This is a genomic window from Cronobacter dublinensis subsp. dublinensis LMG 23823 (genome assembly GCF_001277235.1).
Taxonomy (GTDB): Bacteria; Pseudomonadota; Gammaproteobacteria; order Enterobacterales; family Enterobacteriaceae; genus Cronobacter; species Cronobacter dublinensis.
In genome coordinates, this window is record NZ_CP012266.1 from 1,017,275 (window position 1) to 1,030,036 (window position 12,762).

Below are 12,762 nucleotides of genomic sequence, written 5' to 3' on the forward strand. Positions count from 1 at the left end.
TGATAAAAAAGGGTGCCTGAGAGGCATAAAACCGCCAGTCAAATCGCGGGGATTGCTCCCCGCGTCAGACGCTTACTCTCTGGATTTACAAGCCAGTGAAGCGACAACCTCCATGCTCGCGCCCCGCAAGCGCAGCTCGCAAAGCGTTTCCCGTGAGAGGGTGGTGAACATTAATAGCGTCACGCAGACAATAATAACGCACCAGATAAAAGTATTGTCCTTCATAGCCATTCTCCTTGCCGTGAGGCGAGTAAGAGGCTAACATATGAACTGTTCGGGTTCATGTGTCGGCCTCGGGTTAAGTTAATTAACTCGGGGCCTTCATCTTTTTGGGAACCTGCACAATGCCTGAAACCAAAAAGCTTCAGGCACCCGCCGCGAATAATACGCTTCTTTTACCCCGGTAAAATCGTTTCCTTTTTGGGTTTCTTTAAAAACTACCCGAGTGAATATTCACTTCGCTTTCGCGCCGCGAATATTCACATTAGGGGTTCCTGTTATTCTTTTTCTTATTTCTGTTTTCCGCGCGGCGCTGTCAGGGGCGGTCATCGTCGCGCGCGGCGTGAATTTTGCCGCGAAATACCCAGAAGCCCCAGCTGTTATAGATAAGCGTAACGGGCACGAAGACGCCGAAGGCGGCCAGCATCAGCTTTTGCGTGGCGGGCGGCGCGGCGGCCTGGGTGAGGAGCAGTTTCGGCGGCAGAATAAACGGAAAAACGGCGAGCAGCATCGCGCCGAACGCGACCATAAATAACACCAGCGTCATGGCGAGCGGCAGGAAATCGCGCCGCTGGCGCAGGGCCGCAATAAGTCCGGCGAACGCCAGCAGCCCGGTGACGGCCAGCGGCCCGCTCCATGCCCACGCCTGCAAATGGAGCCGGTAGGCCTCATTCAGTTGCACCGTCCAGATAAGCAACCCCGCCAGCAGCGCGGCGGTGAGCGGCGCAAGCCACATCGCCTGACGTCGCGCCAAGGCGTTGAGCTCGCCTTCGCCGCGCCAGATAAGCCAGCAGGCGCCCAGCAGCGCGTACCCGACGCTGAGCGCTATCGCGCAGTAGGCCGAAAATGGCGATAACCAGTCCATCGCGCCGCCGGTGAATGTCGCGCCGTCATGCGTAATGCCTTCCACCCAGGCGCCCATCGTCGCGCCCTGGCTCAGGCTCGCAAGCCAGGAGCCGATGATAAACAGCGCATCGAAGAGCCGTGGGTGCAGCGATTGGTACTCAATCGCCATGCCGCGCACGATCAGCGCCAGCAGCATGATATAGACCGGCAGGTAGAGCGCGCTGTAGAGAATGCTGAAGGCGACGGGAAACATCGCCAGTAGCGCGCCGGCGGTCAGCACCAGCCAGGTTTCGTTGCCATCCCAGACCGGTAGCAGAGAAATATTCATCTGCTGGCGCGCCTGCGACGAGTGAAACGGCGCGAGCAGCCCGACGCCGAGATCCGCGCCGTCGAGCAGCACATAAATCAGCACGCCCGCGGCGAGCGCGACGGCGCAGAGCAGCGTTAACAGCGGGAGAGACAACAGCAATTCAGTCATCCGCGCGCTCTCGCAGGCTCTGCGGCGCGATGCCGCGGCCGGTTTGCGCCGCCACCGCGGGGTTGGCGTCAGGCCCGGCTTCACCGGGCGGTCTGGCGAGCAGGCGCAGCATAAACCACAGGCCGAGGCCGAACACCAGCAGATAGACCGCGACAATCGCGCCAAACGAGCCCAGCACCAGCGAGGGCGCCACGGGCGAGGCGCTGTCGCGGGTCAGCAGCAGCCCGTAGATGGTCCACGGCTGGCGGCCCGTTTCCGTGACGACCCAGCCCGCGAGCATCGCGATAAGCCCCGCAGGGGCCATCGCCACCATGCCGCGTTGCAGCCAGCGCGCGTCCCACAACCGGCCTCGCAGGCGCACCACCAGCCCGGCGACGCCCGCGAACATCATCAGAAAGCCAAGCCCCACCATTGCGCGAAACGCGAAAAACACGCCCGGCACCCACGGGAGTTCATCCGGCGGATACTGATTGAGGCTGTGGATCACGCCGGTGAGATTATGGCGCAGGTAGAGCGAGCCTGCGGACGGGATGGCCACTTCAGCATGGTTGCGCCGGGCCTGCATATCCGGAATAGCGAACAGCCGCAGCGGCTCGCCTTCGCCGGGCGGGGGTGGGTTCCAGCTGCCTTCCATCGCCGCCAGTTTCACCGGCTGATGATCGCGGGTGTTTTCGCCATGCAGGTCGCCCACCACCGCCTGCACCGGCGCGAGCACGAGCAGCAGCCACAGCCCCCAGGAGAACATCCGCCGTGCGCCCGGCTCATCGGGGCGTTTCAGCAGATGCCAGCCGCCGACGGCGGCCACCAGACAGGCAGTCGACAGTAGCGCGGCGATGGACATATGGGTAAGCCGGAAGGGAAAGGACGGGTTAAAGATAACGGCCCACCAGTCGACGGGCTGAAAACGGCCATCGGGCCCGATGATAAAACCGGCGGGCGTCTGCATCCATGAGTTCGCGGCAAGTATCCAGAAGGCGCTGAACAGCGAGCCCGCGGCCACCACGCAGGTCGCGAGAAAATGCACCCACGGGCGCACTTTGCCCATGCCGAACAGCACCACGCCCATAAAGCCCGCTTCGAGGAAAAATGCCACCAGCACTTCCATATACATCAGCGGGCCTATCACCGCCCCGGCCCGGCTGGAGAGCTCGCCCCAGTTGGCGCCGAACTGAAACTCCATCAGCACGCCCGTCACCACGCCCACCGCGACGTTCAGCGCAAACACCTTGCACCAGTATTGATAGAGGTTCAGGTAAACGCGCTGCCTGCGCCACAGCCACAGGCCCTCCAGCAGCATCAGCCACAGCGCGAGGCCCATCGTCAGCGCCGCCAGCACGATGTGAAACCCGATAGTGAAGGCAAACTGGCTGCGCGCCAGCAGCAGCGCGGTTTCCGGACTTATCATTGTCAGGCGTCGCTCGGCTTACCGGTAAACGATGAGATGGGTTTGTCCACATCCTCCTCCATCCGGCGGGAGAAGGCTTTCAGACCGTTCAGCAGCGGCGTCAGCGAGCGCCACAGCTCGTCGTCATGCAGCATTTTCCAGGCACCACGCGCCCCCGGCGCGTTGGTCTGTTCACTCTCAGGCCGTTCTTCTTCCCGGCTCAGTTCCGCGGCGAAATCGCGCACGCCGAAGGCAAGCTTATACATTCGCTCCGGCGGAATGGTGGAAAGCGCCATCAGCAGGACGGAGATATTCTGGATAACATTCAGCGAGCCCTGTCGGCTCAGGCCGTTGATAATGACCTTGATCCACTCGTTGTTGGACGCCACCAGATCGTTGGTCAGACGCAGCACGCCATGTTCATGCAGCGTCTGGAGCAGACGTTGCAGCTCTTCGTCTGCCGTTGGGCCGATTTGCGGCGGCTCGGGCTGATAGTCAATCGCTTTGGCCATTAAAATTTCTCCGGATGAGGTTCCTGTTCAGGCGGCAGGCGATAATCGTCACGCTGCCATTTCTCTTCGACCGGCACATGCGCTATCGGCGTGCGGTCGCCGTAGCGGAAATTGTGCGGCGGCAGCGGGGATGGGTGCGGCGCGCGTGAGAGCTTCTCAAGCCTTACTGCCAGTTCTTTATACGCAGGCGTGTTGACGTCGGGATCGCGATGCTCGCCAGTGAGCGCATTAATACCAGGTTTGCCCTGATGGATAGCGATAAAGAGCGACGGGCCCGCCACGCGGTCGGTGATAACCACCGGCACTTCCAGCGAGCCGCGCCGCGAGGTGAGTTTCACCCAGTCGCCCTCGAAAAGCTCACGCTCGGCGGCAAGGTCAGGGCTTATCTCCACAAACCAGTCAGGCGACAGCGAGGTCGTGCGCCCGCCGCGTCCGCTTTGGTTGGTGGACTGGAAATGCTCCAGCATGCGCCCGTTGTTGAGTGCCAGATCGTACTCCTCATCCGGCGCTTCGGCAGGCGGCCGCCACTCCAGTGGGTAAAGAACAGCGCGCCCGTCCGGAAAGTTGAACCCGTCGGTGTAGAGCAGCGGCGTGCTTTCACCATCGGGCTTCACCGGCCAGAGCTGGGAGTTCCAGCCCTCAAGTCGTTCATAGCTGACACCCGCGAATAGCGTGGCGATGCCAGCCGCCTCCGCCATGATTTGCGACGGGTGGGTGTAGCCCCAGTCATGGCCCATGCGGGCGGCGAGCTCGGTGAGAATGCGCCAGTCCGGGCGGCTGTCGCCAAGCGGCGGCATCGCCTCGTAAAAGCGCTGAATGCGCCGTTCGGTATTCACAAAGGTGCCGTCTTTTTCGATACTCGGGCAGGCGGGCAGCACCACATCGGCGAACTGCGCGGTGCGGCTAAAAAAGAGATCCTGAACGACCAGAAAATCGAGGCTGGCAAAGCCTTCATGGACATTAGCGCTGTCGGCGTCGGAAAACGCCGTCTCTTCGCCAATGACATACATGGCGCGAACCTCTTTCGTGCGCGCGCGCGCCACCATTTCGAAGTTATCTGCGCCCACCTCCAGCGACAGTTTTTCCGGTGCCACTCCCCAGGCTTTCGCCCATCGGGCGCGTACGTTTTCATCGCTGACCGATTCATAACCGGGGTAGTAGTTTTTCAGGCAGCCGAAATCGCTCGCGCCCTGCACGTTATTGTGTCCGCGCATCGGGTAGCCGCCGGTGCCGGGGCGACCGTAATTGCCGGTGACCAGCAGCAGGTTAGAGAGCGCCGTGCTGGTGTCTGCGCCGTGGCTGTGCTGGGTGATACCCATCGCCCAAACGATGCAGACAGAGGGCGCGTTGCCGATAAGCTCGGCGGCGGCGGTCAGTTCTTCGACCGTAAGCCCGGTGATGTCGGCAGCGTATTCCAGCGTGAACGGCGCGAGCGACTGGCGATAGTCATCCACCTGGTTAACGCGGCTTGCGAGAAACGCCTCGTCGGCGTAGCCGTTATCAAACATGTAGCGGGCCATCGCCGATGCCCAAACCATATCGGTGCCGGGGCGTATACGCAGGTAACGATCGGCGCGTTCGGCCATTTCGTGACGGCGCGGGTCGACGACCAGCAACTGTTGCCCGTGATGTTTTTTCGCTGCTTTCATCCGTGCGGCGATCACCGGGTGGTTTTCTGCGGTATTGCTGCCGACGATCACTATCAATGACGCGTTATGAAGGTCGTCAATGGTGCCCGCGTCGCCGCCGTAGCCGACGGTGCGAAACAGCCCTTTGGTGGCCGGGTTCTGACAGTAGCGCGAGGAGTTATCGACGCTGTTGGTGCCAAGAATGAGCCGCGCGATTTTCTGCGTCAGATACGCTTCTTCATTGCTCGCCTTGCTGGAGCCAATAAAACCAATACTTTGCGGGCCATGTTCGTCACGGATGCTGAGCAGGCGGCGCGCCACCACATCCAGCGCTTCATCCCAGCTCGCCTCGCGGAACCGGTCATTTTCACGGATAAGCGGTGTGGTCAGGCGGGCTTTATCGTTAAGAAAATCCCAGGCGAACTTGCCTTTTACGCAGGTGGAAATCCCATTGGCGGGGGCATCGGCGACCGGCTGCACTTTCAGCACATGGCGGTCTCGCGTCCAGATTTCGAAACTGCACCCCACGCCGCAGTAGGTGCAGACCGTTTTGGTCCGTTTGATTTCCGGCTGCCGCCAGTGCATGTCCATGACCGAAATACCTGTGATGATTTCAGCGCCGGTCGTGTTTTCAATAGCTTTTACCAGATCGATCATCGGGCGCTTGAGGGTCTGCTTCATGCGGGTAAACGGCCCGGCGTCGGGCTGCATGGTTTTCTCAAGCAAGGCGTTACACGGGCAGACGGTGACGCAATGACCGCAACTGACGCAGCTCGAACCCGCAATCGTGTCGCCACCGTCCCACAGCACGCGTGGATGTTCCATGGTGTAATCGATACTCAGCGTTTCATTGACCTCGACGTTCTGACACGCTTCCACGCAACGCCCGCACAGAATGCACTGGTCAGGGTCATAGGTGTAAAACGGGTTGGAGTGATCTTTCACATAAGGCTTGCGCTGGTATTCGTAGCGCTGAATGGGAATGTGCATATCGGCGACGGCGTTATGCAGCGTGCAGTCGCCGGTGTTGTGCTCACAGACGGTGCAGTAAAGCTCGTGCTTCGCCAGCAGCCTGTCCATGCCTTCATGCTGTGCGGCTTCAGCCTCGGGGGTACGGCTGGTTATCTCCATGCCTTCTTCGCTTTTCAGCGTGCAGCCGCGCACCAGTTCTCCCTGATACTGCACCCAGCAGACATCGCAGGTCTGCATTGGCGTAAGAGAAGGGTGATAGCACACGTGGGGCAGCTTCAGGCCACCTGCGGTCAAAAAATCAATCAGGGGGATGTTTGCCTGGCCAGTCACTGGCCTCCCGTCATAAAACAGGGTACAGAGAGACTCACTCATCATGCTTCCTCAGACTCACCTTGCCAGGGCTGCGAACGTGTGCCGCAGCGAATAAGAGCGGCTTCTCCGCTGGGGAGGCACCCTTGTTATAGTGACTTAAAGGTAGTAACGCCCCCCGGGCTTCGCCAGGTAAGGATGTTGCGAAGTATGTATGCGGTGAATGATAAGACGGGAGCAGAACGGCGAGCTGCCGATAACTGGCTGGTAGCGCGAGGGCTTTTGCAATTTACGCGGCTTCCCGGTATAACGTTCACTTATGGATGTTTAGACGTCTGAACGTATAGAAGGGTTTATGCAGGAATCGCAGCAGTTACAACGCACCATGAAGGCCCGTCATCTGGTGATGCTCTCGCTGGGGGGCGTTATCGGCACCGGGCTGTTTTTTAATACCGGCTATATCATTTCCACCACTGGCGCGGCGGGCACGCTGCTGGCGTACCTTATCGGCGCGTTGGTGGTCTGGCTGGTGATGCAGTGTCTCGGCGAGCTCGCCGTCGCGATGCCCGAGACCGGCGCGTTTCACGTCTACGCCGCGCGCTATTTAGGCCCGGCGACCGGCTATACCGTCGCCTGGCTTTACTGGCTGACGTGGACGGTGGCGCTTGGCTCAAGCTTTACCGCCGCCGGGTTCTGTATGCAATACTGGTTCCCGCAGGTGCCGGTGTGGGTCTGGTGTCTGGTGTTCTGCGTCGTGATTTTCGCGCTCAACGTCTTCTCCACGCGCCTGTTCGCCGAGGGCGAGTTCTGGTTTTCGCTGATTAAAGTGGTCACCATCGTGGCGTTTATCGTACTGGGCGGAGCGGCGATGTTCGGCATTCTGCCGATGAAAGACGGCTCGCCCGCGCCGCTATTTCATAACCTGACCGCCGCAGGCTGGTTCCCCGCCGGGACGCTGCCTATCCTGATGACGATGGTTGCGGTGAACTTCGCGTTTTCCGGCACCGAGCTTATCGGCATCGCGGCGGGCGAGACCGAAAACCCGCAGCAGGTGGTGCCGGTCGCTATCCGCACCACCATCGTGCGGCTGGTGATTTTCTTCCTCGGCACCGTGCTGGTGCTGGCGGCGCTGATCCCGATGGATCAGGCGGGCGTGGTGAAAAGCCCGTTCGTGCTGGTGTTTGAGAAAATCGGCATCCCGTACGCCGCCGATATCATTAACTTCGTTATTCTCACCGCGATCCTTTCTGCGGCGAACTCGGGGCTCTATGCCTCCGGTCGGATGCTCTGGTCGCTGTCGAACGAGCGCACGCTGCCGCGCAGCTTCTCGCGCCTGACGCGCCGCGGCGTGCCGCTGACCGCACTGTCGGTGAGTATGCTGGGCGGCGTGCTGGCGCTCTTTTCAAGCGTGGTGGCGCCGGATACCGTTTTCGTGGCGCTGTCGGCGATTTCCGGTTTTGCGGTGGTGGCGGTGTGGCTCAGTATCTGCGCCGCGCACTTTTTATTTCGCCGTCGTCATCTGGCCGAAGGCCGGGCGCTCAGTGAACTGCACTACCGCGCGCCCTGGTATCCGCTGACGCCGATCCTCGGCTTCGCGCTCTGCCTTATCGCCTGCGTCGGGCTGGCGTTCGACCCAGGCCAGCGCATCGCGCTATGGTGCGGGCTGCCGTTTGTCGCGTTCTGCTACGGCGCGTATTATCTGACGCACTTTTTCCGCACGCGCCGCCACGAGGAGTCTCGCCATGTCGCTGAATAACCCGTTAACCCCTCTTTTAAGCCAGCAGCCGTTTGTGGTGCTGGACGGCGCGCTCGCCACCGAGCTTGAGGCGCGCGGCTGCAATCTCGCGGACAGCCTGTGGTCGGCGAAAGTGCTGATGGAGCAGCCGGAGCTGATTTACGCGGTGCATCTTGATTACTTCCGCGCCGGGGCGCAGTGCGCTATTACCGCGAGCTATCAGGCGACGCCCGCCGGTTTTGCGGCGCGCGGGCTGGATGAGGCGCAGTCGCGCGCGCTGATTGCGCGAAGCGTTGCGCTCGCGCGGCAGGCACGCGAGGATTTCCTCAGGGAGCAGCCGGATGCCGGGCCGCTGCTGGTGGCGGGCTCCGTCGGGCCGTATGGCGCGTACCTGGCGGACGGCTCTGAATATCGCGGGGATTACCAGCTGACCGACGCGCAATTCGCGGCGTTCCATCGCCCGCGCGTGGAGGCGCTGCTTGAGGCGGGCGTGGATCTGCTGGCGTGCGAAACGCTGCCGTCGCTTGCCGAGGCCCGCGCGCTCGCCGTGCTGCTGGCGCAGTACCCGCAGGCCCGCGCGTGGTTTTCGTTTACGCTTCGCGACAGCGAGCACATCAGCGACGGCTCGCCGCTCGCCGATGTAGCAGCCGCGCTCGCGCCATATCCACAGATTGTGGCGCTCGGTATTAATTGCGTTCCGCTGGAAGACGCCTGCGCCGCGCTGGCGCGCCTGCATGACGCCACGCCGCTGCCGCTGGTGGTTTATCCTAACTCTGGCGAACAGTATGACGCGGTCAGTAAAACCTGGCGTCACGACGGCCATACCTGCCATACGCTGTCGCACCATCTCGACGCCTGGCGCGCCGCGGGTGCCGCGCTTATTGGCGGGTGTTGTCGCACCACGCCTGCCGATATCGCGGCGCTGAGCGCGCGGCGTTGAGGATATTGCCGGGCTCACACGTCAGAATGTAGGGCGGGTAAGCGAAGCGCACCCGCCATTTCTGGCCTCACCCGCCATCCCGCTCATCACCCCGCCATACCGCACAAAATTAACTATCCATTGCCGCTTTTTTTCTAAAAACGATTCGGCATGAGCGATGCCTTTTTATTCCTTTATCAAACGTCGCGTGCCGGAAATACTGCCCCCATAACAAAAGAAGGGGAGCAGACATTATGGCAATTTCATCGCGCATTACCTTGTTGGGCGCACTGGCGCTGTGGGCCTTCCAGGCGCAGGCGGTCGACGTTACCGTCGCGTATCAGACCTCCGCCGAACCGGCGAAAGTGGCGCAGGCGGACAATACCTTTGAGAAAGAGAGCGGTGCGAAGGTCGACTGGCGTAAATTCGACAGCGGCGCAAGCGTGGTGCGCGCGCTCGCCTCGGGCGACGTCCAGATAGGCAATATCGGCTCCAGCCCGCTCGCCGTGGCGGCAAGCCAGAATCTCCCCATCGAAGTGTTTCTGCTCGCCTCGCAGCTCGGTAATTCCGAAGCGCTGGTGGTGAAAAAGTCGATTCGCTCGCCGCAGGATCTTATCGGCAAACGCATCGCGGTGCCGTTTATCTCCACTACTCACTACAGCCTGCTTGCGGCTCTGAAACACTGGGGCATCAAACCCGATCAGCTACAGATTGTGAATCTCCAGCCGCCCGCGATCATTGCCGCCTGGCAGCGGGGCGATATCGACGGCGCGTACGTCTGGGCACCCGCCGTTAACGCGCTCGAAAAAGAGGGCAACGTACTGACCGACTCCGCTGACGTCGGGAAATGGGGCTCGCCGACGCTGGATGTCTGGGTAGTGCGTAAGGACTTCGCCGAGAAACACCCGGAGGTGGTGAGCGCCTTTGCCCGCAGCGCGCTCGCGGCACAGCGCGGTTATATCGACAATCCGCAGGCGTGGCTGAAGCAGCCCGCGCATCTGGAAAAGCTGTCGCGCTTAAGCGGCGTGCCGCAAAGCGATGTGCCGGGGCTGGTGCAGGGCAACACCTATCTCACCGCAAGCCAGCAGGTAGAGCAGCTTAACGGGCCGGTGAATCAGGCTATCGTCGATACCGCGGCCTTTTTGAAAGCGCAGGGCAAAGTGGCGCAGGCCGGCCAGGATTACCGCGCGTTCGTAACTGACCGCTTTGTGAAGCCGCTGGCTCAGCCGTAAGGGGGCGCGATGTTAAGGGTCTCTCATCTGCATGCCAGTTTCGACGGCAAGCCCGCGCTTGCCGATATCAACCTGACGCTGGACGACGGCGAGCTGCTGGTGGTGCTCGGTCCGTCCGGCTGCGGAAAAACCACGCTGCTGAATCTTATCGCCGGTTTTTTGCCGTTTACGGCCGGGAGCATCACGCTGGACGGCCAGCCGGTTACCGGCCCCGGCGCTGACCGCGGCGTGGTGTTTCAGCATGAGGGGCTGCTGCCGTGGCGCAGCGTGCTGGATAACGTCGCGTTCGGGTTGCAGTTGCAGGGCGTCGGGCGTGAAGAACGCCGCGTCCGGGCCCGCGAGATGCTCGCGAAAGTAGGGCTTGAGGGCGCGGCCAGCCGGTTTATCTGGCAGCTCTCCGGCGGTCAGCGCCAGCGTGTCGGCATCGCCCGCGCGCTGGCGGCCGATCCGCGACTATTACTGCTCGACGAACCGTTCGGCGCGCTCGACGCCTTCACCCGCGAACAGATGCAGACGCTGCTGCTGCGCCTGTGGGCCGGGAGCGGCAAGAAAGTGCTGCTCATCACCCACGACATCGAAGAGGCGGTCTTTATGGCGACCGACTTAGTCCTTCTCTCGCCAGGGCCAGGCCAGGTACAGGAGCGGCTGCGGCTTGATTTCGCGAGGCGGTTTGTCGCAGGCGAACCGGCGCGCAGCATTAAATCCGATCCGGCGTTTATCGCCCGCCGGGAATATGTTCTGAGCCGGGTCTTTGAATTACGGGAGAGCGCCCATGAGCGTACTGATTAACGATAACGCGACACGCCAACCCGCGCGTCGTCGCCGGGCGGCACCCCGCCCGCTGACCATCAGCCTCGCCACGCTGGGCGCGCTGCTGGCGCTGTGGTGGGCGGCGACGGCCCTACAATTGGTCAGCCCGCTGTTTCTGCCCGCGCCGCAGCAGGTGCTGCGCCAGCTTATCACCATCGCCGGGCCGCAGGGGTTTATGGATGCGACGCTCTGGGCGCACCTCGGCGCGAGTCTCGGGCGCATGCTGACCGCGCTGCTGGCCGCGGCGCTTATCGGCATTCCGGTCGGCATCGCGATGGGGCTGAACCCCACGCTTCGCGCCATTCTCGACCCGCTGATTGAGCTTTACCGGCCCATTCCGCCGCTCGCCTATCTGCCGCTGATGGTTATCTGGTTCGGCATCGGCGAGACCGCCAAAGTGCTGCTTATCTATCTCGCGATTTTCGCGCCGGTGGCGATGTCGGCGCTGGCGGGCGTTAAAAGCGCACAGCAGGTGCGTATCCGCGCCGCGCAGTCGCTGGGCGCAAGCCGCTGGCAGCTGCTCTGGCACGTGATTTTGCCCGGCGCGCTGCCGGAAATTTTAACCGGTCTGCGCATTGGGCTTGGTGTGGGCTGGTCGACGCTGGTCGCCGCCGAGCTTATCGCCGCCACGCGCGGACTGGGGTTTATGGTGCAGTCCGCCGGGGAGTTTCTGGCGACCGACGTGGTGCTGGCAGGCATCGCGGTGATAGCCCTGGTGGCTTTTATTTTAGAACTGGGGCTGCGCGCGCTGACGCGCCGTCTTACGCCCTGGCATGGAGAAACACAATGAGCGAACGCATTACTATCACGCCGCTGGGGCCGTACATCGGCGCTCAGGTATCCGATATCACTCTGGCGAAACCGCTGAGCGACAGCCAGTTCGAGCAGCTGTATCACGCGCTGATCCGCCATCAGGTGCTGTTCGTGCGCGACCAGCCCATTACCCCGCACCAGCAGCGGGCGCTGGCGATGCGCTTTGGCGATCTGCATATTCACCCGGTCTACCCGCACGCCGAGGGCGTCGAGGAGATAATCGTGCTGGATACGCATAACGATAACCCGCCGGATAATGACAACTGGCACACCGACGTAACCTTTATCGACAGGCCGCCCGCAGGCGCTATCCTTGCGGCGAAGCAACTGCCTTCAACCGGCGGTGACACGCTCTGGACGAGCGGCATCGCGGCGTTCGAAGCGCTCTCCGCCCCAATTCAGCAGTTGTTAAGCGGCCTGCGCGCCGAGCACGATTTCCGTCACTCCTTCCCGGAGTGGAAGCACATGAAAACGCCGGAAGAGCATCAGCGCTGGCGCACGGCGGCACAGAAAAACCCGCCGCTGCTGCATCCGGTGGTGCGCACGCATCCGGTGAGCGGCAAACAGGCGCTGTTCGTCAACGAAGGCTTTACGACGCGCATTGTGGATCTGTCGCCCAAAGAGAGCGACGCGCTGCTGGGCTTTCTTTTCGCACACGTCACCAAACCGGAGTTTCAGGTGCGCTGGCGCTGGCAGGAAAACGACGTGGCGCTGTGGGATAACCGCGTGACGCAGCATTACGCCAACGCCGATTATCTGCCCGAGCGGCGCGTGATGCACCGCGCGACAATCTTAGGCGATAAGCCCTTTTACCGGGCCGGTTAAACCAGGGGCGCTACGGCGCCCTCTCTTTTTACGCTCGCTTGTACATTCGGTTACACGCCGATACCAATCACTCACTGAAG

At 61.9% G+C, this 12,762-nt stretch carries 11 protein-coding genes; 6 read left to right on the forward strand and 5 right to left on the reverse strand.

Features of this window, described 5'->3' with window-relative positions:
- Positions 1-72: 72 nt before the first annotated feature.
- The 5 genes from AFK67_RS04675 to fdhF all read right to left on the reverse strand — a co-directional run bounded on the left by AFK67_RS04675 (position 73) and on the right by fdhF (position 6,411).
- Positions 73-225, reverse strand: coding sequence for a Hok/Gef family protein (locus tag AFK67_RS04675; RefSeq protein ID WP_007753358.1), 153 nt, complete (start codon positions 223-225; stop codon positions 73-75).
- 310 nt (positions 226-535) lie between these two features.
- On the reverse strand, positions 536-1,543 hold the full coding sequence (locus AFK67_RS04680) for a cytochrome d ubiquinol oxidase subunit II (RefSeq protein WP_038884105.1): 1,008 nt from the start codon (positions 1,541-1,543) through the stop codon (positions 536-538).
- A complete protein-coding gene (locus AFK67_RS04685; protein ID WP_038884103.1) occupies positions 1,536-2,948 on the reverse strand; it encodes a cytochrome ubiquinol oxidase subunit I in 1,413 nt (470 codons plus the stop codon). Before AFK67_RS04685 ends, AFK67_RS04680 begins: the two co-directional genes overlap by 8 nt.
- A 2-nt stretch (positions 2,949-2,950) precedes the next feature.
- Positions 2,951-3,439: a helical membrane plugin domain-containing protein gene (locus tag AFK67_RS04690; RefSeq protein ID WP_007720491.1), complete on the reverse strand. Its 489-nt coding sequence runs from the start codon at positions 3,437-3,439 to the stop codon at positions 2,951-2,953.
- Entirely contained in the window at positions 3,439-6,411 is a 2,973-nt protein-coding gene (gene fdhF / locus AFK67_RS04695; protein WP_032967098.1) for a formate dehydrogenase subunit alpha, read from the reverse strand. Before fdhF ends, AFK67_RS04690 begins: the two co-directional genes overlap by 1 nt.
- 292 nt (positions 6,412-6,703) lie before the next feature.
- On the opposite strand from fdhF, the gene mmuP reads away from it, so the two are divergent.
- The 6 genes from mmuP (at position 6,704) to tauD (ending at position 12,682) form a co-directional block, all read left to right on the forward strand.
- Positions 6,704-8,104, forward strand: coding sequence for an S-methylmethionine permease (gene mmuP, locus AFK67_RS04700; protein ID WP_007720485.1), 1,401 nt, complete (start codon positions 6,704-6,706; stop codon positions 8,102-8,104).
- Entirely contained in the window at positions 8,091-9,023 is a 933-nt protein-coding gene (mmuM, locus tag AFK67_RS04705) for a homocysteine S-methyltransferase (RefSeq protein ID WP_007720480.1), read from the forward strand. The genes mmuP and mmuM overlap by 14 nt, the downstream gene beginning before the upstream one ends.
- A 233-nt stretch (positions 9,024-9,256) precedes the next feature.
- A complete protein-coding gene (gene tauA / locus AFK67_RS04710) occupies positions 9,257-10,234 on the forward strand; it encodes a taurine ABC transporter substrate-binding protein (protein ID WP_007720477.1) in 978 nt (325 codons plus the stop codon).
- A gap of 9 nt (positions 10,235-10,243) precedes the next feature.
- Positions 10,244-11,023, forward strand: a complete 780-nt coding sequence (tauB, locus tag AFK67_RS04715; protein WP_007720475.1) for a taurine ABC transporter ATP-binding subunit — start codon at positions 10,244-10,246, stop codon at positions 11,021-11,023.
- On the forward strand, positions 11,007-11,834 hold the full coding sequence (gene tauC, locus AFK67_RS04720) for a taurine ABC transporter permease TauC (protein WP_007720473.1): 828 nt from the start codon (positions 11,007-11,009) through the stop codon (positions 11,832-11,834). Before tauB ends, tauC begins: the two co-directional genes overlap by 17 nt.
- Entirely contained in the window at positions 11,831-12,682 is an 852-nt protein-coding gene (tauD, locus tag AFK67_RS04725; protein WP_007720471.1) for a taurine dioxygenase, read from the forward strand. Before tauC ends, tauD begins: the two co-directional genes overlap by 4 nt.
- Positions 12,683-12,762: the final 80 nt, after the last annotated feature.